The organism is Bacillus sp. T2.9-1, from assembly GCF_950097965.1.
GTDB lineage: Bacteria > Bacillota > Bacilli > Bacillales > Cytobacillaceae > Niallia > Niallia hominis.
The window spans coordinates 1-22,870 of the sequence record NZ_CATNHG010000152.1 but is presented as its reverse complement, the minus strand read 5'-3'; the positions used below and the strand labels follow the sequence as shown (position 1 = coordinate 22,870).

Annotated in this window: 18 protein-coding genes and 1 other annotated feature; of the genes, 15 read left to right on the top strand and 3 right to left on the bottom strand. The window is 34.9% G+C overall.

Features of this window, described 5'->3' with window-relative positions:
* Window positions 1–14 precede the first annotated feature (14 nt).
* Together tgt and yajC are read left to right on the top strand one after the other, a co-directional pair.
* Entirely contained in the window at window positions 15–1,154 is a 1,140-nt protein-coding gene (gene tgt, locus QQZ16_RS22465) for a tRNA guanosine(34) transglycosylase Tgt (RefSeq protein WP_031540624.1), read from the top strand.
* Between the two features lie 30 nt (window positions 1,155–1,184).
* Window positions 1,185–1,487 (top strand): preprotein translocase subunit YajC, encoded by a 303-nt coding sequence (yajC, locus tag QQZ16_RS22460; protein WP_031540623.1) that lies wholly within the window; start codon window positions 1,185–1,187, stop codon window positions 1,485–1,487.
* A gap of 81 nt (window positions 1,488–1,568) precedes the next feature.
* On the opposite strand, the gene QQZ16_RS22455 is transcribed toward yajC, so the two are convergent.
* Window positions 1,569–1,949, bottom strand: a complete 381-nt coding sequence (locus tag QQZ16_RS22455; RefSeq protein WP_031540622.1) for a TIGR04086 family membrane protein — start codon at window positions 1,947–1,949, stop codon at window positions 1,569–1,571.
* A 270-nt stretch (window positions 1,950–2,219) separates the two neighbouring features.
* Between QQZ16_RS22455 and QQZ16_RS22450 the strand changes: the two genes are divergently transcribed.
* A complete protein-coding gene (locus tag QQZ16_RS22450) occupies window positions 2,220–2,861 on the top strand; it encodes a DUF421 domain-containing protein (protein WP_031540621.1) in 642 nt (213 codons plus the stop codon).
* An 87-nt stretch (window positions 2,862–2,948) separates the two neighbouring features.
* Here the strand turns inward: QQZ16_RS22450 and spoVB are convergent, their stop codons facing one another.
* Window positions 2,949–4,493, bottom strand: coding sequence for a stage V sporulation protein B (spoVB, locus tag QQZ16_RS22445; protein ID WP_031540620.1), 1,545 nt, complete (start codon window positions 4,491–4,493; stop codon window positions 2,949–2,951).
* A gap of 215 nt (window positions 4,494–4,708) precedes the next feature.
* Here spoVB and QQZ16_RS22440 point away from each other — a divergent pair, with 215 nt between their 5' ends.
* The 9 genes from QQZ16_RS22440 (at window position 4,709) to dtd (ending at window position 17,088) form a co-directional block, all read left to right on the top strand.
* Entirely contained in the window at window positions 4,709–5,008 is a 300-nt protein-coding gene (locus QQZ16_RS22440; protein ID WP_031540619.1) for a post-transcriptional regulator, read from the top strand.
* A gap of 387 nt (window positions 5,009–5,395) precedes the next feature.
* The gene (secDF, locus tag QQZ16_RS22435; RefSeq protein ID WP_031540618.1) at window positions 5,396–7,648 is read left to right on the top strand and encodes a protein translocase subunit SecDF; all 2,253 of its coding nucleotides are present in this window, start codon (window positions 5,396–5,398) and stop codon (window positions 7,646–7,648) included.
* Window positions 7,649–7,770: 122 nt separating this feature from the next.
* The gene (locus QQZ16_RS22430) at window positions 7,771–8,070 is read left to right on the top strand and encodes a LapA family protein (RefSeq protein ID WP_031540617.1); all 300 of its coding nucleotides are present in this window, start codon (window positions 7,771–7,773) and stop codon (window positions 8,068–8,070) included.
* A gap of 212 nt (window positions 8,071–8,282) precedes the next feature.
* Entirely contained in the window at window positions 8,283–8,576 is a 294-nt protein-coding gene (locus QQZ16_RS22425) for a hypothetical protein (RefSeq protein ID WP_235247730.1), read from the top strand.
* A 710-nt stretch (window positions 8,577–9,286) separates the two neighbouring features.
* A complete protein-coding gene (ltrA, locus tag QQZ16_RS22420) occupies window positions 9,287–11,170 on the top strand; it encodes a group II intron reverse transcriptase/maturase (RefSeq protein WP_446715484.1) in 1,884 nt (627 codons plus the stop codon).
* 132 nt (window positions 11,171–11,302) lie between these two features.
* Entirely contained in the window at window positions 11,303–13,423 is a 2,121-nt protein-coding gene (recJ, locus tag QQZ16_RS22415) for a single-stranded-DNA-specific exonuclease RecJ (RefSeq protein ID WP_235247727.1), read from the top strand.
* Window positions 13,414–13,926 carry an adenine phosphoribosyltransferase gene (locus tag QQZ16_RS22410; RefSeq protein ID WP_031540612.1) on the top strand — a complete coding sequence of 171 codons (513 nt, stop codon included), beginning with the start codon at window positions 13,414–13,416 and terminating at the stop codon, window positions 13,924–13,926. The genes recJ and QQZ16_RS22410 overlap by 10 nt, the downstream gene beginning before the upstream one ends.
* Window positions 13,927–14,440: 514 nt before the next feature.
* Window positions 14,441–16,636 (top strand): RelA/SpoT family protein, encoded by a 2,196-nt coding sequence (locus tag QQZ16_RS22405; RefSeq protein WP_284561830.1) that lies wholly within the window; start codon window positions 14,441–14,443, stop codon window positions 16,634–16,636.
* An 11-nt stretch (window positions 16,637–16,647) separates the two neighbouring features.
* Window positions 16,648–17,088, top strand: a complete 441-nt coding sequence (dtd, locus tag QQZ16_RS22400) for a D-aminoacyl-tRNA deacylase (protein WP_031540609.1) — start codon at window positions 16,648–16,650, stop codon at window positions 17,086–17,088.
* A 97-nt stretch (window positions 17,089–17,185) separates the two neighbouring features.
* Here the strand turns inward: dtd and QQZ16_RS22395 are convergent, their stop codons facing one another.
* Window positions 17,186–18,712 (bottom strand): N-acetylmuramoyl-L-alanine amidase, encoded by a 1,527-nt coding sequence (locus QQZ16_RS22395; RefSeq protein WP_284561829.1) that lies wholly within the window; start codon window positions 18,710–18,712, stop codon window positions 17,186–17,188.
* A gap of 213 nt (window positions 18,713–18,925) precedes the next feature.
* On the opposite strand from QQZ16_RS22395, the gene QQZ16_RS22390 reads away from it, so the two are divergent.
* The 3 genes from QQZ16_RS22390 (at window position 18,926) to aspS (ending at window position 22,678) form a co-directional block, all read left to right on the top strand.
* Window positions 18,926–19,105 (top strand): hypothetical protein, encoded by a 180-nt coding sequence (locus QQZ16_RS22390; protein WP_031540607.1) that lies wholly within the window; start codon window positions 18,926–18,928, stop codon window positions 19,103–19,105.
* An 82-nt stretch (window positions 19,106–19,187) separates the two neighbouring features.
* Window positions 19,188–19,424: a binding site (T-box leader), on the top strand.
* 96 nt (window positions 19,425–19,520) lie between these two features.
* Entirely contained in the window at window positions 19,521–20,795 is a 1,275-nt protein-coding gene (hisS, locus tag QQZ16_RS22385) for a histidine--tRNA ligase (protein WP_031540606.1), read from the top strand.
* A 113-nt stretch (window positions 20,796–20,908) separates the two neighbouring features.
* The gene (aspS, locus tag QQZ16_RS22380) at window positions 20,909–22,678 is read left to right on the top strand and encodes an aspartate--tRNA ligase (protein WP_031540605.1); all 1,770 of its coding nucleotides are present in this window, start codon (window positions 20,909–20,911) and stop codon (window positions 22,676–22,678) included.
* Window positions 22,679–22,870: the final 192 nt, after the last annotated feature.

Genomic DNA, 22,870 nt, shown 5'->3' with positions numbered 1-22,870 from the left:
AAGGAGAAAATAATTTGACAGCAATACGTTATGAATTCATAAAAACATGTAAGCAAACAGGTGCTAGATTGGGCATAGTACATACACCACACGGTTCTTTTGAGACACCTGCTTTTATGCCGGTTGGAACGTTAGCAACCGTGAAGACGATGGCTCCAGAAGATTTAAAATCAATGGGAGCAAATATCATTTTAAGTAATACCTACCATTTATGGCTAAGACCAGGACATGAAATCGTGAAAGAAGCTGGTGGTCTTCATAAATTCATGAATTGGGATAAGGCGATCTTAACGGATTCTGGTGGGTTTCAAGTCTTTAGTTTAAGTGATTTCCGCAAAATTGAAGAAGAAGGCGTGCACTTTAGAAATCATTTAAATGGGGACAAATTATTCCTTTCTCCTGAAAAAGCAATGGAAATACAAAATGCTTTAGGGTCAGATATTATGATGGCATTTGATGAATGTCCTCCTTATCCTGCGGAATATGAATATATGAAGAAATCGGTGGAACGAACTTCCCGATGGGCAGAGCGTTGCTTAAAGGCACATAATCGTCCAGAAGATCAAGGATTATTCGGCATAATTCAAGGTGGAGAATATGAGGAACTTCGCAAGCAAAGTGCAAGGGACCTTGTTTCATTAGACTTACCTGGGTATGCAGTAGGTGGATTATCGGTTGGTGAACCAAAAGACGTTATGAATCGTGTACTTGAGTTTACAACCCCTCTAATGCCAGATAATAAGCCACGATATTTAATGGGAGTAGGTTCACCAGATTCTTTAATTGAGGGTGCTATTCGTGGGATTGATATGTTTGACTGTGTATTGCCGACAAGAATCGCAAGAAATGGAACAGTGATGACAAGCGAAGGACGACTAGTCGTTAAAAACGCTAAATATGCAAGAGATTTTGGACCTTTAGATCCAGAATGCGATTGCTATACTTGTAAAAATTACAGTCGTGCGTATATTCGTCATCTTATTCGATGTGACGAAACATTCGGAATAAGGCTTACATCTTACCATAATCTATATTTTCTGTTAAACTTAATGGAGAATGTCCGAGATGCGATCAGAAATGACCGTTTAGGAGATTTCAAAGAAGAGTTTTTCGAACGTTATGGATTTAATAAACCGAACGCTAAAAACTTTTAATAGAAGAACTTGAAAGGAGGGGAAATATAAATGGCACAACTTGCAAGTTTATTACCGTTTATTTTAATGTTTGTATTATTCTATTTCTTGCTAATTCGTCCACAGCAAAAGCGTCAAAGATCTGTACGCGATATGCAGAGTAGCTTGAAAAAAGGGGATAAGATTGTCACGATTGGCGGCATGCATGCTACAATCGATGCAATTGATGAGGGGACAATTGTATTAAAATCAAAAGATGGTTCACGCTTAACTTTTGATCGCAATGCAATTCGTGAAGTTGTAGAATCTTCCGCAACAGTTGCAAGCCCAACTTTAGACAAAGTAGAAGAATAAGAGCAAAAAGTGCAGTCTTACCAATAAGATTGCACTTTTTATTTTTTTAGTTGCGGTAAATATACATTTTTAAGTGTGTTATTAATTATTTTTTGAAAGATTTACACCCAAAATTCCACCCATCATACAAATAAGCGTATAACATACATGATAAATTGTTTGCTCCATCGTAAATAGCTGATCAGATCCTAAAAAGGAAAATAAAAAAATGATGGTAGAATAGATTAGCCCTGTAAGACCGCCTAGAAACCAGCCTTTTTCTTTCCCTTTCCCACCTGAAATAAAACCACCTGCAAACAAAGTAATAAACGATACAGCAGTAATAATATATTGCAGAGATGATTCTTGAATAGATGTAAATCTTAATAATAAGGAAAAGAATAAACTACTCGTTATTAACATAATGAAAATGGCAATTAATCCGTATAAAACAGAACTGCCAACATGCTTACTCTCTTCGATTGTAAACCTCTCCTTTCCACCCCATCTTAAATCTTCTATAAAAGTATTCTAGTACAAGCATATTCAGTACAAGTAAAAATAGAATAAAAAAATAGTTGAAATCGTATTTTTCTGATTAAGATGTGCAAAATGAAAGAATCACCTTCAGATTATCCCTATTTAGATAGCAGTTTTTCAGTGTTTGGTGATGTGTCAACGTGTTCTTTCTCGTATTATTTTTTCTGTATGGTGCAGATTAAATAGGGAACATATTTGATCGGAGGAGATAATGTGGAACAATATTTGATCATTTTGTTTAGAACGATTTTGATATATGTGCTTATCGTTCTTATTTTTCGCTTAATGGGAAAAAGGGAAATAGGAGAATTAAGTATATTAGATTTAGTTGTTTTCATCATGATTGCTGAAATAGCTGTTGTCGCAATAGAAGATTATCAGGATCCTCTATTGCCAACTTTATTGCCAATGTTTATTCTTTTATCCATTCAAGTGTTACTAGCATTCTTATCCTTGAAAAGCAAAAAAATGCGCGATTTTATTGAAGGAGAACCAACCTTTATCATCAAAAATGGCGAAATTGATGAAACAGCAATGAAAAGTCAGCGATATAATTATGATGATTTATTAATTCAGCTGAGAGAAAAAAACATCCGCAATATTGCAGATGTAGAATTTGCGATATTGGAAACATCAGGAAAATTATCTGTATTTGAAAAAGAAAAAAATAAACTATCTATTACCATCCCACTCATTATGGATGGGATCATTCAAGAAAGTAATTTAACAAAAATAGGCAAAACAAATTTATGGCTTAGGCAGCAATTAAAAGAAAAAGGCTATACCAATATTAAAAACATATCATTTTGCAGCTACCAAGATGGGGAATTTTATATTGATTTAATGGATCATTAAAAAACATTCTGATAATCGTTTACAAGATAGCAAAAGCAATCAGTGGAATGTTTTTCAACATCTGCTGATTGCTAGTAAAATAAATATTTAAGAGAAAAAGCGGCCAAACCATGGGATTTTTGCTAAATCTTTTTTGGTCATTAAACGGAAAAGGAAAAGCAATATTACATAAAAAATACATATGATGCTTGTAATACTAATTAATTGCAATAAGATAGAAGAAAATGAAATAGTCTTGACTAAAAAGGTTCCTAAATATGCCGTTAAGGAAATACTAAGTAGCATTTTCAGATAATCTTTGACAATTATAGAAAAGCTAATTGTCTTTAAGATTGTTGCAAAATGGAGCATTGTTACTAAAACAAACCCCACAATTAACGCAATGGCTACACCGTATATTCCGAATTCTGGCCTACTTGCAAGAAGCAAAATCAACCCTGTTTTTACACCGGCGCCAATAAAACTATTAATCATTGCTGCTCTGGCAAAATTCAAGGCTTGCAAAGCTGCTTGGAGAGGTCCTTGATAATAATTGAGAATAAAAAAAGGTGCCATTAATTGAATGAAAGAGGTTCCTCTTGTACTTCCATACATAATGGTCATTAAAGGCTCTGCTAATACATAGAGCACAATAATGGCTAGGCCACCCGTCATAAAGGTAAATTTAAGTGCTTGCTGTAATAAATGCTCAATTAGCTTTAATTGATTACTTGCTTTGGCTTCACTAATTGCAGGAACAAGAGAAGTTGATAAGGATTGAGTAAAGAAGGATGGCAGCATCAAGAGTGGAAGCGCAAATCCAGTTAATACCCCATACTGTTTTGTTGCATTTACAGCAGAGAGACCTGCTATAGATAAGCTGTGAGCAACAACAATTGGTTCAATAAACCAAGCGATGCTTCCAACCATTCTGCTCCCTGTAGTCGGTAATGCAATAGTCATTAGCTCTTGAAAAGTACTTTTCCCATTATGTACGTATTGAAAGAACCTTTTCCGTAAATGGAATGTTTTTCTCCATTTAAAGGATGCTAGTAAATAAAACAAGGAAGCTAGTTCACCAAGAACAGATGCTAACATTGCGCCAGCTGCAGCATATTCAACACCAAGTGGTAAAAACGCTTTTGTTAAGGTGGCAATCAATGCAATACGAATGACTTGTTCAATTACTTGCGAGGTTGCTGCAGGCTTCATGTTTTGTCTTCCTTGAAAATATCCTCTTAATACAGAGGAAACAGCAATAATGGGTATGATTGGCGTAATCGCAAGAAGCGGCAAAAGTGTCCGTTCATCTGTAAACAATGTTTGAGAAAGATAAGGAGCCAAAAGAAATAAAGCTGGTGTAAATAGGAGAGTTAAGCCTAGGGTTGTACTTAATGAAACAATTAATATGCTCTTTACTTTACGTAAATTACCCTCCGCTTCCGCTTCTGCCACATTTTTAGAGATGGCAACAGGTAGTCCAAGTTGAGTGATGGTAACAACTAAAATCATTGTTGGATATACCATCATATAAAGCCCAACCCCATCATCTCCAATAAACCGTGCAATCACAATTCGATTTATAAATCCTAATACTCTGGTAATAAATCCAGCTATAAGTAAAATCATTGTTCCTTTTAAAAACTTAGACATTTTATTCCCTGCCTTCTCAAATAGCGAATAATACTATACAATTATCTATATGCAACAATGTGGACAAAGCATGACAAGGTTTTTTAAAAGTAAACGTGTTGATTGCAAAGAAGCTATTTTATAAAGGGTTGTTTTCAAAATATTGTTGCTTTGGTAACAGAGATTGCTCATGATTATAGATTAAACATAAAATGACTGTAATGGAGTGGATTGGAATGTCGTCAACACATATATATGACCAGTATCGTTCACAAGTAAAGCCTGCATTAAATAGTAAAATAGAAGAGTTTCATTTACTTGGTTATGACACCATTAAGGAAGACGAGCTGTGGGTGTTTTTGACAAAGAAAAAATGGAAAAAGCCCTCTGAAGCTATTAGAATCGCAGAATTAGTGCAGGATATACTTAATGTTAAGGTAGCAAACTTCATGAACTATGCTACTATCGAGGCATTCAAAACAACAGATTTGCTTTCTGTCTTATCAGAAGAAGAGAAAAAAGAATTATTGAAATAAAGAAAGCTTCTGTCGAAGGAATAATCAAAAGCTTCCTCTTAACTTCTTTTGGAGCTATTTTTAAAGGATTTAGAAAGGAAAGAATAGGGATGAACAAAAAGGCGTTAAATTTATGTGACAGGTAGAATAATTTTACTAGTATATTTTTCTTATACAAATTGACAGTCATGATAAACTGTTCCATAATGAGTTTATTCTAAATAATTTGAAGTACTTGCTATTATTAAGTTACTTGAAAGAAGTGAGACATCTAGAAAATAGAATAACAGCCGATTGAAAGGTTCATATTAAAAAGATGACATCATTTAGTTTGGCCAACCAACGGTAAAGTATGGCCATAAGTGGGGAAGTTTCTGCTTTGTATTACATGAGGAGGATTAATACATAATGGTTAAACGCAGTAGAATTGTTGCTTTTTTATTAATCATTGTTTTGGCGGCAGGATTAATGGGAGGAACAACCAATAAGATTTTAGGTGAGATTAAGCTAGGATTAGACCTGCAAGGTGGCTTTGAAGTGCTATATAAAGTAGAGCCACTGGAAAAGGGAAAAGGGAAAATTGATGAATCGGCATTAAAAAGCACGGCCCAAGCTTTGGATAAAAGGATTAACGTTTTAGGAGTTAGTGAACCAGTTATCCAAATTGAAGGCAATGACCGAATAAGAGTACAGCTAGCAGGAATTACAGATCAAAATGAAGCTAGAGAAATGCTTTCAACAGAAGCAAATTTAACATTTAGAGATATTCAAGATAAGAAATTACTGGATGGCTCTGATCTAGTGCAAGGTGGAGCTGCCCAAGAATTTGATCAGTATGGCAAACCTAGTGTTTCTTTAAAGCTTAAAGATGCAAATAAGTTTAAAGAAGTAACTGAATCTGTTTTAGGTAGTCCATTGGTAATCTGGTTAGATTTTGAAGATGGAGATTCTTATAGTGAAGAGGCAGCAAAGGAAGAGCCTAAATATTTATCAGCACCAATGGTAAGTGAAGTCATTAATTCCGATACGGTTTCTATCACTGGTAATTTTACAGTGGATGAGGCTACTCGATTAGCGGAATTATTAAATGCAGGAGCTTTACCAGTAAAATTGACTGAGGAATATTCCACTAGTGTTGGCGCTCAGTTTGGAGATCAGGCATTAAAAGATACAGTAAAAGCGGGTATAATTGGTGTAGGAATCGTATTTTTATTTATGCTTTTATACTATCGTCTACCAGGATTAGTGGCTGTTATTACACTATCTATTTATGTTTATTTAAATCTGCTCGTCCTGGACTTAATGAATGGTGTACTAACACTTCCAGGTATTGCAGCACTTATTCTCGGGGTTGGTATGGCAGTAGATGCAAACATCATTACTTATGAAAGAATTAAGGATGAATTAAGAGTAGGAAAGTCACTAAGAGCTGCTGTTCAGGCTGGAAATAAAAATTCAACTTCAACCGTAGTTGATGCCAATTTAACAACTATGCTTGCAGCTATCATTCTATTTGTTTATGGGACAAGCTCTGTTAAAGGGTTTGCGACATTGTTAATTGTCAGTATTTTAATGAGCTTTGTTTCTGCAGTCTACGGCTCGCGTTTATTGCTTGGTTTACTTGTTAAGAGTAAGGCTTTTGATAAAAAGATTACCTGGTTTGGCGTAAACAAGAAAGATGTAAAACACATAAATGAAAATTATGATACATTAACCTTGCCAACAAAATTCGATCGCCTAGATTTTGTGAAATATAAAAATGTATTTTTTACTATTTCAAGTATTTTAATTGTTGCAGGGCTTGTCATTATGTTTATATTCAAGCTTAACCTTGGAATTGATTTTGCAAGTGGATCACGTATAGAAGTAATGGCAGACAAAGCATTAACAACTGCTGAAATTGAGGATCAATTGGACACGCTGAATGTAAAAGCAGATGATATTATTATTTCAGGTGATGAGCAAAATGTAGCTGCTATTCGTATTAAAGGTGATTTAAGCCAAGATAAAATTAATACAATTAAAGCAGAATTTGAAAATAAGTATGGTCATGATCCAAATGTAAGCAGTGTTTCTCCAACAGTTGGAAAAGAACTTGCTAAAAATGCTATTTATGCAATTGTTTTTTCTTCTATTGGGATTATTCTTTATGTAACGATTCGCTTTGAAATTTATATGGCATTGGCTGCTGTAATAGCACTTCTTCATGATGCATTCTTTATTTTAGTAATCTTTAGTATTACGCGACTGGAAGTAGATATTACCTTTATTGCAGCTGTGTTGACCATTGTAGGTTATTCTATTAATGATACAATTGTTACCTTTGACCGTATAAGAGAAAATCTAGCGAAGAAGAAGCGCATTAAAACATCGCAAGAAATAAAAGATATTATTAATACGAGTATTAGACAGACATTTGCTCGCTCGATAAATACAGTATTAACAGTTGTCATTTGTGTAGTTGCTCTATTACTATTTGGTAGCAATGCAATAACAAACTTCTCACTAGCTTTATTAATTGGTTTAATTGGTGGTGCATATTCTTCTATCTTTATTGCATCACAGCTATGGTATGTGTGGAAGAAGAAGGAATTGAAGAGAAAAGGTGTCTTAGTTACGTATAAGGAAAAACGTCCAATTTCTGATGAGCCACAAGTGTAATAATTTTAATAGATGCCTGTCCCCTAAATTAATTGGAGGCAGGCCATTTTTCGTTTAATTTAGTGAGAAATAGGAAATTAGGAAATAATAAGGATAGAAAGTATGAAAAACGGAGGAAGAAAGTGAAAATTCAATGGAATATGTTGTTTGGAATTATCTTTGCATTAATCGTTGCAGTATTCGCAGTTATTAATGTAGATTCAGTATCTGTTAATTATTTATTTGGGGTAGGGCAATGGCCGCTTATTTTAGTTATTTTAATTTCTGTTCTTCTTGGCGGTCTAATTATTGGATCAGCTGGAATGATTCGTATTTATTCATTGCAAAGACGTGTTAAACAATTAGAGAAAGAAAAAAGAGAACGGGAAGAAAAAAACAATAGTAAAAATAAAAATTTTGATGCTCCCATAGATTCAAAATAAAAACTAGATGCCTTGCAGAGAAGATGCTTTGTTTATTACTATCATTCTTTTCTGTATAGGCATCTTTTTATAGGATAAACAAATATTACCCCCTATTCATAAATCTTTGCAAAAGGTGAATTTTTTTTAAAAATAGCGTAAGGCTTTTTCCATTGATCTTAGATTGAAACCACTTCTTTTAACTTGTATAATAGTTAGATTGAGGTGATTGAATGTTACGTTCTAAAAAAAGATGGATACAAGAAGAAATCCCAAATAAAGAAAAAGCATCTGTATTAGCAGAAGAATTAAAAATATCCCCAATTGTTGCCTCTCTATTATTAAGAAGAGGATATCATACAACACAAGAGGCAAAAGCATTTTTATATGATGATAATAATGAATTTCATGACCCGTTTTTGTTATTAGGAATGGACATAGCGGTGGAAAGAATACGAAAAGCAATCGCTAATAAGGAATCAATTTTAATCTTTGGTGATTATGACGCGGGTGCGACACGTTCCTAACGGAAAAGGTTAGGCACTAGGGAGTCGCTTAATATCCCTAGGAGAACTGATTTCTTGATAGGTAGAATGATAGGGTAACGCCTTGAAATGCCTACTCTGATACTCCGACATGCCTTTTCTAAGGTTAAATAGAAGGGTATGAAGCTCGGTAAAGTCGGCAGAGAGATATCGTAAGTTAGGTCATAACTAACACGAAAGCTGTCCAGAGGTGGATGGTGTATCCTATATGCCGGGAGTCCATAAAAATCTATGGTTAGAATGTGCTGCATAAGCACTGACGAATCTCTGAATGTACGGGTCTAGACGTAGATGTTGTAGAAATGCAACAGGTGGCAGTGCCATCGTATGTGTGGGTAAGTAAGAATCTGGCGTTATGAAAGCCCATAGCTTGTTACAGGCAAGCTCTAGCATACAGGACCATAGGAGAAACCTAAGGATATATGTAAGGATAGAGGAATCGGAACGTGGAAAGCGAAGAATGTGGAGGTATTAACCTACCTTTGAAGCAGTTCAGTAAATAAAGAGGCATTGCCCCTACTAAAACTGATTTATCTTCGTGAGAGTGGAGTCATAGTACCTTTGAAACCATGATAACAAGTGGTGGAGGGATAGGCTCTAGTCGGGAAATTCAAAGGCTAATAAATGCATAACATTTACACAGATTCGAGTATGACTAATAGAATCACCACTTGAGAAAGGGGTTGATGGCTGTGGCAAATTCACGAATCGTACAAAATGTTAAAAAGTCCAAGCTAAGAAATGCCGAATACTACAGAATGCAAGATACGTTTGACATGCTACATGAACAAAGTAAATCTGGTAGTATGTTCAAGAATTTAATGGGTATCATTAGTTCATCTGAAAACAATAAATTAGCGTATCGTAACATCAAGAAAAACATAGGGAGTAAAACGGCTGGTGTCGATGGTCGTAAGATTACCGACATTGCAAAACTTACAGAGGAACAATTTATAGGCTATGTAAGGAATAAGCTAAGAGACTACAAACCTAAAGCAGTAAGAAGAGTTGAAATACCAAAGCCAAACGGTGAAACTAGACCACTAGGAATACCAGCCATATGGGATAGAGTAATCCAACAATGTATATTACAAGTCCTAGAACCGATTGTTGAAGCAAAATTCTCAGATAGAAGTCATGGATTCAGACCAAATAGGTCAGTTGAAAACGCAATAGCACAAAGTTATAGGCTAATGCAGAAATCCAAAATGTCCTATGTGATTGATATAGACATTAAAGGTTTTTTCGATAATGTATCTCATGTGAAGCTTCTTAAACAAATGTGGACACTAGGAATAAGAGATAAAAATTTACTATGCATAATTTCCAAAATGCTTAAAGCTAAAATCAAGCTACCGAATGGGGAAATAATTGAAAATCCAAAAGGCACACCTCAAGGTGGTATCCTATCTCCGTTACTATCAAATATAGTTCTTAACGAACTTGATATGTGGATTGAAAGTCAGTGGGAAAACATCCGTACCAAAAAGAACTTATTACAATATCATAAGAAAAAGGATGGACACGCTGATAAAGGATACAAATACAGAACTCTGAGAAAAACAAAGCTTAAAGAATGTTACATTGTTCGATATGCGGATGACTTCAAAGTATTCTGTAATAACCCTAACCATGCTAAGAGGCTTTTTATAGCTACACAGAAATGGTTAAAGGATAGACTTGACCTAGAAATAAGCGAAGAGAAATCCAAAATAGTAAATCTCAAAAAGGATTATTCAGAATTCCTTGGCTTTAAAATGAAACTTATTCCAAAAGGAAGCAGATGGATTGTCAAAAGTCAAATGTGTGATAAAGCGAAACAAAGAACCAAAGACAATCTAAAAGAACTTATTAATGGAATTAGATATGATAGTGGAACTAATGACCAACAGCGAAAGGTAGCATTATACAACTCAACCGTCATAGGGCTTCATCAATACTTCCGTATTGCAACAATGATATCCCAAGATATGGGCAACATAGCATATGAAGTTAATGCATGTCTTAAAGACCACCGTATGAAAAGACGGGTCAAAAAGACAGGTCACATATCATCTGAATTCATCAGAAAAGAATACGGAATCAGCAAGCAAATGCGATTTGTCTCAACCGACCCTTTTCTACCTATTGGATTTATAAAGCACAAAAGTCCAATGATGAAAAGGAACATCGTAAATGCGTATACTAAAGAAGGTCGCTTAGAAATACACAAGAATCTAACTACAGTTAATATATCAACAATGAGATTTCTCATGGAAAATCCAGTTAGAAACAGAAGTGTGGAGTATAACGACAATAGAATTGCTTTATTTAGTGGACAAAGAGGTAAATGTAGAGTTACAGGAAATGAACTTAATCCGTACTCGATACATTGTCATCATATTATCCCAAGAACTATGGGAGGAACTGATGAATACAAAAACCTCTGTTTAATAGATAGGGAAATTCACATTTTATTACATGCTGTTGATGAAGAAACAATCTCTAGATACATTCAACTTATACCTAATAAACAAAGTTTAAATAAATTGAACACCTTACGTAAGAAAATGGAACTTGATGAAATAACGATATAAACGGACTTATATAACTAATTTTGTGAAAAAGTGAATTCTGTTAAGTTATGTAGATTAAAATAGCTTTGAACATTCTCGATGGAACGCCGTATGAGGGGAAACTCTCACGTACGGTGTGAAGTGGGGGAAAAAGTGGAGATTGTATCAAAATTTTACCTATCACTATATGGGGTAACCAGTACAACAGTCATGATGAAAACATTAGAGAGTCTTGGTGCTAATGTAGAATTTTATATTCCAAACCGATTTACAGAAGGCTATGGACCAAACGAAGGTGCTTTTCGTTATGCAAAAAGCATTGGAGTGCAATTAATTATCACGGTTGATACAGGTATTGCTGCTGTTCATGAAGCAGAAGTGGCAAAAGAATTAGAGATAGATCTAATCATTACAGATCACCATGAGCCAGGTCCGATTTTGCCAGAGGCTCTTGCAATCATACATCCGAAAATAGAGGGTAGCAAGTATCCTTTTCGTGATTTAGCAGGGGTTGGTGTTTCCTTCAAGTTATCCCATGCACTACTTGGCCATGCTCCCCTTCCTTTATTGCCATTTGCTGCAATAGGAACAATTGCCGATCTTGTTTCTTTGACTGGTGAGAATCGTCTCCTTGCCAAAAAAGGGATAAAAGCCTTACAAGAAACAGATAATATTGGCTTAAATGCTTTATATCGTCAAATGAATGTGGAGAAAAATTCCATTAATGAAGAAACAATCGGGTTTATGCTAGCGCCACGAATAAATGCAATTGGTAGACTTGGTAGTGCAGATCCTGCTGTAGAGCTATTGCTAACAGAAGATCCCGGCTTAGCCAAAGAACTTGCACTAGAAATGGAAGAAACAAATAAAGAGAGACAAGCAATTGTTAATCAAATAACAGAGGAAGCTATCGCTCAAGTTGAACAATATTATCCTTTAACAGAAAATAATGTTCTTATTGTTGGAAAAGATGGCTGGAATCCTGGTGTGGTCGGAATCGTTGCTTCCAGATTAGTGGAGAAATTTTACCGTCCAACGATTGTATTAAGCTTTGATTATGAAAAGGGAATTGCTAAAGGTTCTGCTAGGAGTATAGAAGGCTTTGATTTGTATCATAATTTATCCACATGCAGAGATATTCTTCCTCATTTTGGTGGACATCCTATGGCAGCAGGAATGTCATTAAAAATAGATGATGTAGAAGTGCTGAGAAGTAACTTAAATAAATTAGCCTTTGAACAACTAACGAAAGACAATCTCGTTCCACTAACAAAGGTGGATGGAAGCTTTTCTCTAAAAGAGATTTCCATCAAATCAATCGAAGATATGCAAATGCTTGCTCCGTTTGGAGTAGATAATCCCAAGCCGAAAATGACTTTTCATGACCTAGAAATAGAGAATATGAGGAAAATAGGCTCCAATCAAAACCATTTAAAGATTATCTTAAAGCAAGACGAATTTGATTTAGATGGAATAGGATTTGGAATTGGAGAGCTATGTGATCATATTTCACCAAGTGCGAAGGTATCTGTTCTTGGTGAGCTTTCAATAAATGAATGGAATAATCGTAAAAAACCACAAATCTTTATACAAGATATGGAGGTTTCTCACTGGCAGTTGTTTGACTATAGAAGTTTAAGGAAAATGGATCATTTATATGAAACAGTTCCTATGGATGCTCTCTGGATCTTTTTCCATCAAGATTCTGTTCCAAAAGGGATGGAACTGCGAGTCTCCTACCAGGTAATTGAAACGATAGAGGATGCTGCCTTACTTGTTTCGATGGATAAGTCTATCGTCCTTGCAGATTATCCTCCAAATTTGGATATGTTAAAAACATTGCTTGCTAACAATCAACCTGAAAGAATCTATGCCGTTTTTTATAAACAACAAAGTGATTTTTTTAGTACAATGCCAACTCGTGACCATTTCAAATGGTTCTATGCATTTTTGGCAAAACAGGGAATGTTTCACCTTGATAAATTTGGTGGCGAGCTTGCTAGAAGGAAAGGTTGGAGCAAAGAAACGGTAGATTTTATGTCAAAGGTGTTTTTTGAACTAAATTTTGTTACAATGAAGGATGGATTTATTTCATTGAATAAGAATGTACCGAAAAGAGATTTATCAGAGTCGATCTCATTTCAACAAAAGCAAGCGCAATTTGAGCTAGAAAATGAATTAATTTATTCATCTTATGAGCAACTAAAAAATTGGTTTGATCTTATTCTAATAAAATCCGTTAATAATGAGGAGGAAGTAAAAGAATGGATTTAAAACAATTTGTTACGATCGTTGAAGATTGGCCAAAAGAAGGGATCAGATTCAAGGATATTACAACATTAATGGATAATGGCGAAGCATATAGATATGCAACAGATCAAATTGTAGCGTATGCGAAAGAAAAAGAAATTGATATAGTTGTAGGACCAGAGGCTAGAGGGTTTATCATTGGCTGTCCAGTTGCATATTCCCTTGGAGTGGGTTTTGCACCAGTGCGAAAAGAAGGAAAATTGCCAAGAGAAACAATTAAAGTAGAATATGGATTAGAGTACGGTAAAGACGTATTAACAATCCATAAGGATGCTATTAAACCAGGTCAGCGTGTCCTAATTACAGACGATTTATTAGCAACAGGTGGAACAATTGAAGCAACAATTAAATTAGTAGAAGAGCTAGGTGGCATTGTAGCTGGTATTGCATTTTTAATTGAATTATCTTATCTTGAAGGACGTAAAAATTTAGATGGATACGATGTTTTAACATTAATGGAATATTAATCCATAGAAGGATTGTTTTAGCTTAAATATTTTGAGGGAGCGCTAATTAAGAGCGCTCTTTTTCATAAACTAAGGCAGTTTCCTAAGTTTTTTCTTGTGGATATTTTTAAGCATAAGGGACCAGCCGACTATATGTAGACATATTATTGGGACTAAGATAAGGGTTTGGCTTCCCAGAAGCTAAGTTAGGCTTGAGCTAGACCAAAGCAATCAAACATGAATTTTAGACGGTGCACTTATTGCAACAAATATATTATAAAAAGAAATTAATTTAAAACGGAAAAAAGGAAGAAAATTCACTAGTTTTTTATAGAAATCGCCTTCATTCGACATTTTTCTATGTTTCTGTATAAAATTTACTTCCAATCCCTTTACAATCTTCCTTTTTTTTTCGATAATAGTAATAATCATTCTAAAATAAATTTTATTCTTTTTAATGTGCTTAGCTTAAAAATAGTGAAATAGAAAGAATGTTTAAATATAATAATATAATTGTGATATGAAAGGTGATTACATGGCGAATGATCAAGTATTAACCGCCGAACAAGTCATCGATAAGACTAGAGGATATTTAAACGAGGAGCACGTAGCTTTTATTGAAAAGGCTTATGAATATGCAAGAGATGCTCATCGTGAACAATATAGAAAATCTGGGGAACCATATATCATTCATCCAATCCAAGTTGCAGGCATTTTGGCTGATTTAGAAATGGATCCAGCAACAGTTGCAGCAGGTTTTCTCCATGACGTTGTTGAAGATTCTGAAATTACTTTAGAAGATATAACTAAAGCATTTAACAGTGAAGTGGCCATGCTCGTTGACGGTGTAACGAAACTCGGGAAAATTAAATATAAATCTCATGAAGAACAGCAAGCAGAAAATCATCGTAAAATGTTCGTAGCTATGGCGCAAGATATTCGTGTCATCTTAATTAAACTTGCAGATAGACTTCATAATATGAGAACACTGAAGCATTTACCGGCTGAAAAACAGCGCCGCATCTCAAATGAAACATTGGAAATTTTTGCCCCACTTGCACATCGTCTAGGAATTTCTACTATTAAATGGGAACTAGAGGATACAGCATTACGTTATATGAATCCACAGCAATATTATCGTATTGTAAACTTGATGAAGAAAAAAAGAGCGGAAAGAGAACAATACTTAGATGAGGTAATCACTGAAATTCGTGAAGGAACGAAGGAAGTAAATATTCTGGCTGATATTTCAGGTAGACCAAAGCATATATATAGCATTTATCGCAAAATGGTTATTCAGAATAAACAATTTAATGAAATTTATGATTTATTAGCAGTTCGAATTGTTGTCAATAGTATTAAAGACTGCTATGCGATTTTAGGCATTATTCATACAAGATGGAAGCCAATGCCAGGTCGTTTTAAAGACTATATTGCAATGCCTAAGGCTAATATGTACCAGTCCTTACACACAACTGTAATCGGCCCAAAAGGTGACCCATTAGAAGTACAAATTCGTACACAAGATATGCATCGAATTGCAGAATATGGGATTGCTGCACATTGGGCATATAAAGAAGGAAAGTCGGTAAATGAAGGATCTTCTCTTGAAGAAAAATTAACTTGGTTTAGAGAAATACTAGAATTCCAAGATGATATCGTCAATGCGGAAGAGTTTATGGAAAGTCTGAAAATTGATTTATTTTCTGATATGGTATTTGTCTTTACACCAAAAGGAGATGTATTTGAGTTACCTTCTGGTTCTGTACCTATTGACTTTGCATACCGAATCCATTCAGAGATAGGGAATAAAACCATTGGTGCTAAAGTGAACGGAAAGATGGTAACCCTCGATTATAAGTTGAAAACAGGCGATATAATTGAAATTCATACAAGTAAACATTCTTATGGACCAAGTCAGGATTGGTTAAAAATAGCCCAGACTTCCCAAGCAAAGAATAAAATTAGACAATTTTTCAAAAAACAACGGCGCGAAGAGAATATTGAAAAAGGCAAGGAACAAGTTGAAAAAGAAATCCGTAATATGGAGTTTGATATTAAGGAAATTCTTACACCAGAAAATGTAAAGATTGTTATTGAGAAATTTAATTTTATGACGGAAGATGATATGTATGCAGCTGTTGGCTATAATGGAATAACTGCACTCCAAGTAGCAAATAGATTAACAGAAAAATGGCGTAAAAAGAGAGATGCAGAACAAATATCTACCATTACAAATGCTGTTGCGGAATTGAAGTCATTCCCTAATAATAAAAAAAGCGCTTCAGGTGTTCGAGTTACTGGAATTGATAATTTATTAATCCGTCTATCTCGCTGCTGTAACCCAGTTCCTGGTGATGAAATAGTTGGATTCATTACAAAAGGACGAGGAGTTTCAGTCCATCGAGCGGATTGTACGAATATTGATACAGAGGATGCAAAAGCTCGATTAATCCCAGTTGAATGGGAAACGAATTTAAATAATCGAAAAGAATATAATGTCGAAATTGAAATAAGCGGCTATGATCGAAGAGGTTTATTAAACGAAGTTCTACAGGCAGTAAATGAATCAAAAACTAATATATCGGCAGTATCTGGCAAATCTGACCGTAACAAAGTCGCTACGATTAATATGAGCATAATGATTTTAAATGTTAATCATCTTCATAAAGTAGTGGATCGTATCAAACAAATTCCAGATGTCTATTCTGTTCGAAGAATAATGAACTAAGGAGTAATGATATGCGTGTCGTATTGCAAAGGTCAAAAGAAGCAATGGTAGAAGTAGATGGAAAAGTAGTTGGATCTATAGAGAAAGGCTTTGTTCTTCTAGTTGGCATAACACATAGCGATGTGCTAGAGGATGCGAAATATCTTGCAGATAAAATTGCCCATCTTCGCGTATTTGAGGATGAAAACGAGAAGATGAATGAAAGTATTTTGGATAGACAAGGCTCGATTCTTTCGATTTCTCAGTTTACCCTTTATGGAGATACTCGTAAAGGGAGAAGGCCCAATTTTATGAATGCAGCAAAACCAGATCAGGCAAAAGAGCTATATGACCAATTTAATATGCTTTTACGTAATCACGGCCTAACCGTCGAAACAGGCATATTTGGTGCCATGATGGATGTACATCTAGTCAATGACGGACCTGTAACACTGATATTGGATAGTAAATAATCCTACTACTAAAAAAGAAAATAAAAAAGAACTTTCAAAGAATTTGTTCCTTTGAAAGTTCTTTTTTGCTTATGTTAAGTTTTTTCCTTTTCATAACTTAATAACTAAAATAATTCTCCAAACCATGATAAATAGCCGTAGAAATGGTTTCTTGATATTTGCTAGAAAGCATAGTTTGTTCCTCAGCAGGATTACTTAAATAGCCTAATTCTAATAGAGATGCTGCTTGTCTATTTTGCTTTAGAACAACATACTCATTTTTTCTAACACCTCTGTCCTTTCGATTTGTTGCATCAATAATACTTTTATGTAAGCTAGTAGCAAGTTTTTTCTGATTAGATGTATAGTAATAGCTAGTGACACCATTAACAGAGCTATCATTAATACTATCATAATGAAGGCTGATAAAAGCATCGGCATGATAGAAATGACTAATATCGACCCTGCTTTGCAGTGATATAAATATATCATCTTTTCTGGTAAGGATTACGTTTGCGCCAGAAGCTTCTAGTTTATTGGCAAGCAATTTAGCTGTACGAAGATTTAAATCCTTTTCTAATGTACCTATTACCCCAATTGTGCCGCTATCTTTTCCTCCATGACCAGGGTCTAAAACAATGGTCTTTCCTTTTAAATCAGTAGAATTTCCTTCATTAGCATCTTCGCTTTCTGTTGCGATGTCTTCTACAATCCATTCTGCAATATATCCGAATTCACCGTTTGAAAGCTTAATTTTATACCAATCATCCAGTACTTCTACGGTTTGAAAGGTTGCACCGCTATCTGCAATAAGTAAAACCTTTGAATTTACGGTTGCATCACTTCTAATATTTGTTCTGTCATAAAGAAGCTTAATCGTTTTATCTGTTTTTTGTCCTTTTCTGCTTTCGATATCACCACTTTCTAACAGGTCTTTATGTACCCAGCCAATATTACCAGAGTATTGAATTTTTGCCCATTCCGTTTCTTCTTCTATAATGGTAATTACAGTGTCTATACTGATTTTGCCAATGATATCAGCGTTTGTAGATGGATTACTGCGAAGATTAACTTGATCCTCTATAACAGTCGCTGATTGCAGATTAGAATCTTCCGTCTCCTCAATTGTACTTGATTGGCTTTCGGACTTTCCAAATTGAAGATAATCATTATGTACCCAGCCAGATCCTAAACTTGTTTTGATTTGATACCAATCTCCACTAGTGGAAAGAACAGTAACCTCAATCCCTTTTCCTAAAGTTGTAATGACTTGGTAATTCGTACCAGGTCCTTTTCGTAAGCGGAGACCATTTTCTGTGATGGTCGCTTTCGTTGAAATAGAATTGGACTGTTCCGTTTCTATTGTTCCATTATCAGTGTTCTGACCATTTTTTGTTACTAAATAAGCAGCAACCCATCCAGTAGAACTAGAAGTATATTGAATTTCTATCCAATCCTTTTCTTCTTTTAATAAGGGATACGCTTTTCCTATCTCCATTTTTCCAATTACGGTTTGATCAAGCCCGGGATTTTCTCTAACATTTACCACCGTATTCGCTTGAACGGTTAATTGATTTTCTGCTGATACAAGTTGATGTGTAGGAATGAAGAAGATGCTGACTAAAAGGAATAGCATCCATTTCATATTCTTCAAACAAGCTGCACTCCTTCCATAAATCGTCTAATGATGACTAGAATAAATTTGCACTTAAATAGGATTCTTCATTTAGAATATAGATTCCTTTAAGATATTCTTCTTTTTTCTAATCAAATTTAGACAAGAAACTTATTTTTGATGATATTTTTTAGCTACTCATGGTAATACTATAAAAAAATAACAGAAAAAAGGGTGAAATGCATGAGATTTGGCGAAAAAAGTTTATCAGTTAGTGAAATTGATTCCAAATTACTAGGTGTAGATTTTCACGATTTCATAAAAAGAGAAGGAAATTCTTCTAATGCAGTTGAACTTGCATCTGAATTTGGTCTTTCATTAGGTGAAGTAAAAAAACTAAAGAAACAATTAGGGAAATTATAAACTGTAGGAAAATCATGTTTGTACCCTATTGACAATATAATCGTTCCTATTTATTATTAATGAGATAATAATAAATAATCTAGTAAAGCCATTGATCGAGAAAAGTATCTATGAAACACATGAACAGAGAGGAAATGTCCATTAGGCTGCAAGCATTTCTACATGATGCCATAGAGAAAGAACACTCTGGGAGGCTTTCTTCTGAAAATATTTTGCTTCATAAAGTAGGTAGAAACGTGAGCAGGCGTTAACTGCAAAGTGGAAGATTTAAGAAAATCTTCAATTAGGGTGGTACCACGGGAAAAATCTCGTCCCTTGTATTCAGATGGATGCAAGGGACGAGATTTTTTTATTTGAAATTATACGAATACAGCGCAGACATAGGCGCTTTTTAATAGCAGGGAGGATACATAAAATGCATATTAATATTCCAAGAGGAACCCAAGATATTTTGCCAGGTACTGTAGAAAAGTGGCAATATGTTGAAGAAAAAATTAAACAGCTTTGTGATCGATATCAATACAGTGAAATCCGTACTCCTATATTTGAACATACAGAGTTATTTTTACGAAGCGTTGGGGACACAACAGATATTGTTACAAAGGAAATGTATACGTTTGAGGATCGAGGAAAAAGAAGCCTAACATTAAGACCTGAAGGAACAGCAGCGGTTGTTCGTTCATTTGTTGAGAATAAAATGCATGGATATGCTTCCCAGCCAATTAAGCTTTTTTATTTAGGACAAATGTTCCGTTATGAAAGACCACAAGCTGGACGCTTTCGTCAATTTGTTCAATTTGGTGTGGAGGCAATTGGAAGTAAAGATCCTGCAATTGACGCAGAAGTTATAGCACTTGCTTTTTCCGTTTATCAAACAATGGGGTTATCGAAGCTAAAAGTTGTTGTTAACAGCTTAGGTGATAAAGAAAGCAGACAAGCTCATCGTGAAGCATTAATGGCCCACTTTAAACCGAGCATTGAGGAATTCTGTCATGATTGTCAAACAAGATTAGAAAAAAACCCAATGAGAATCTTAGATTGCAAAAAAGATCATACCCATCCGTTAATGCAATCTGCTCCTTCGATATTAGATTATTTAAATGAAGAATCAAAGGCATATTTTGAAAAAGTGCAAAAATATTTAGCAGCTTTAAATATTCCTTTTGTAGTAGATTCAAACCTTGTAAGAGGTCTAGACTATTACAACCATACTGCTTTTGAAATAATGAGTGAAGCAGAAGGATTCGGGGCGATTACTACGTTATGTGGTGGCGGCAGATACAATGGCTTAACACAAGAGCTAGGCGGTCCAGAAGCTCCTGGTATTGGCTTTGCAATGAGCTTAGAAAGACTACTTGCAGCCCTTGAAGCTGAAAAAATTAAATTACCTATTGAAAAGAAAGTGGATTGCTATTTAGTTTCATTAGGTGAAGAAGCAATGGATTATACGGTAGGATTAGTAAATGAGCTTAGACAAGCTGGCTTCTCTGCTGAAAGAGATTATCTTGACAGGAAAGTAAAAGCTCAATTTAAAGCTGCTGATCGTCTCCATGCTAAATATGTAGCTGTTTTAGGAGAAAATGAACTACAAAACAACAAAATTAACTTAAAGCAGTTAGAAACAGGAAAACAAAAGGAAATAGATTTAACGGAGCTTGTAAATGCATTAAAGGATTTTGAAGCATTTTAAGCATATCTTAGGGCTGTTTTCAATGGAAAACAGTTAAAAATAAAACATATGAATGACTCAGTAGGAATATTAAAAAGGGCATATACAATTGTTGACAATAGGGAGGATACTTCATGTTTGGAAGAACATATTTTTGTGGAGAAGTAACAGAAAAATCGATTGGTGAAAGTATTGTTTTAAAGGGTTGGGTACAAAAGAGACGAGACCTTGGCGGACTAATATTTATTGATTTACGTGATCGTACTGGTATAGTACAGGTAGTGTTTAATCCAGAAATTAATAAAGCTGCAATCGAAATCGCTGATAAGGTAAGAAATGAATTTGTTCTTGATATAAAAGGTAAAGTAGTTGCACGTCAAGAAGGTACAGTCAATGAAAACATTCAAACAGGAAAAATCGAAATAATTGCAGATGAAATTAAAATCATAAATGAAGCGAAAACTCCTCCTTTTGTTATTTCTGATCAAACAGATGTTGCAGAAGATGTACGCTTAAAATATCGTTATTTAGATGTTAGAAGACCTGTTATGTTTGAAACATTGAAAATGCGTCATCAAGTAACAAAAGTGATGAGAGATTATCTTGATAGTGAAGGATTCCTAGATATCGAAACACCAATTTTAACGAAAAGCACGCCTGAAGGGGCAAGGGATTATTTGGTACCAAGCCGTGTGCATCCAGGTGAATTTTACGCACTACCTCAGTCACCGCAAATTTTCAAGCAATTATTAATGGTTGGTGGCGTAGAGAGATACTATCAAATCGCTCGTTGTTTCCGCGATGAAGACCTTCGTGCAGATCGACAACCGGAATTTACACAGCTTGATATCGAAACAAGCTTTATGAGTCAAGAGGACATCATGAGCATGATGGAAAAAATGATGGCAAAAATCATGAAAGAAGTAAAAGGAATAGACGTTCCTTTACCAATGCCAAGAATGCCATATGATGAAGCAATGAGTAGATATGGATCAGACAAACCAGATACTCGTTTCGAAATGGAATTAGTAGATCTTTCTGAAATTGTAAAAGACTCAAGCTTTAAGGTTTTTGCTTCAGCAGTTGAAACAGGTGGCCAAGTAAAGGCAATTAATGTAAAAAATGCTGGCAGTAAGTATTCTCGTAAAGATATTGATGCATTAACAGAGTTTGTAAAAGTATATGGAGCAAAAGGTCTTGCTTGGTTAAAAGTAGAAGAAGATGGATTAAAAGGACCTATCTCTAAGTTTATTTCCGAAACAGAGCAAAAAGGATTAGAGCAAGCTTTATCAATAGAAGCTGGTGACCTATTATTATTCGTTGCTGATAAAAAGAACGTTGTTGCCGATGCATTAGGAGCGTTACGTTTAAAATTAGCGAAAGAGCTAGATTTAATTGATCAGAGCAAGTTTAACTTCCTTTGGGTTACAGATTGGCCATTATTTGAATATGACGAAGAAGAAGGCCGTTTTTATGCAGCACATCATCCATTTACAATGCCCCAAAGAACTGATTTAGAATTGCTGGAGACGAATCCTAAAGCGGTGAAAGCACAAGCATATGATATTGTGCTGAATGGCTATGAGCTTGGGGGAGGCTCCTTGCGTATATTTGAAAAAGACATTCAAGAGAAAATGTTTAGCTTATTAGGATTTACGAAGGAAGAGGCGTATGCACAATTCGGTTTCTTGTTAGAAGCTTTTGAATATGGCACACCACCACATGGCGGAATTGCAATCGGATTAGATCGCTTAATTATGTTGTTATCTGGTCGCACCAATCTTCGTGATACAATTGCATTCCCTAAAACAGCGAGTGCGAGCTGTCTTATGACAAATGCTCCAAGTGAAGTAAGTGAAAATCAATTAACTGATTTACATTTACAGTTAAAACTAGATAAATAATCGGAAGAAAGATACTGAGACAAAAGTATTCCAAATATAAACCCAAACAATTATGCGAAGATAATTGAACTGACCTAGCCAAATGAGACATATATAAAACACCTATCCATATTAAATTTAACACTTTTTCATTAATTTGATATTGGTTCTTTACTGGAAATAGTTCAGGCACTTTGTCACTTTACTTGGAGC

Coding starts and splice junctions, on each gene's coding strand:
- dtd (WP_031540609.1), top strand. CDS start 16,648: ATGCGTGTCGTATTGCAAAGGTCAAAAGAAGCAATGGTAGAAGTAGAT.
- QQZ16_RS22410 (WP_031540612.1), top strand. CDS start 13,414: ATGGATTTAAAACAATTTGTTACGATCGTTGAAGATTGGCCAAAAGAA.
- secDF (WP_031540618.1), top strand. CDS start 5,396: ATGGTTAAACGCAGTAGAATTGTTGCTTTTTTATTAATCATTGTTTTG.
- QQZ16_RS22395 (WP_284561829.1), bottom strand. CDS start 18,712: ATGAAATGGATGCTATTCCTTTTAGTCAGCATCTTCTTCATTCCTACA.
- aspS (WP_031540605.1), top strand. CDS start 20,909: ATGTTTGGAAGAACATATTTTTGTGGAGAAGTAACAGAAAAATCGATT.
- QQZ16_RS22440 (WP_031540619.1), top strand. CDS start 4,709: ATGTCGTCAACACATATATATGACCAGTATCGTTCACAAGTAAAGCCT.
- QQZ16_RS22405 (WP_284561830.1), top strand. CDS start 14,441: ATGGCGAATGATCAAGTATTAACCGCCGAACAAGTCATCGATAAGACT.
- spoVB (WP_031540620.1), bottom strand. CDS start 4,493: ATGTCTAAGTTTTTAAAAGGAACAATGATTTTACTTATAGCTGGATTT.
- yajC (WP_031540623.1), top strand. CDS start 1,185: ATGGCACAACTTGCAAGTTTATTACCGTTTATTTTAATGTTTGTATTA.
- hisS (WP_031540606.1), top strand. CDS start 19,521: ATGCATATTAATATTCCAAGAGGAACCCAAGATATTTTGCCAGGTACT.
- QQZ16_RS22390 (WP_031540607.1), top strand. CDS start 18,926: ATGAGATTTGGCGAAAAAAGTTTATCAGTTAGTGAAATTGATTCCAAA.
- QQZ16_RS22425 (WP_235247730.1), top strand. CDS start 8,283: ATGTTACGTTCTAAAAAAAGATGGATACAAGAAGAAATCCCAAATAAA.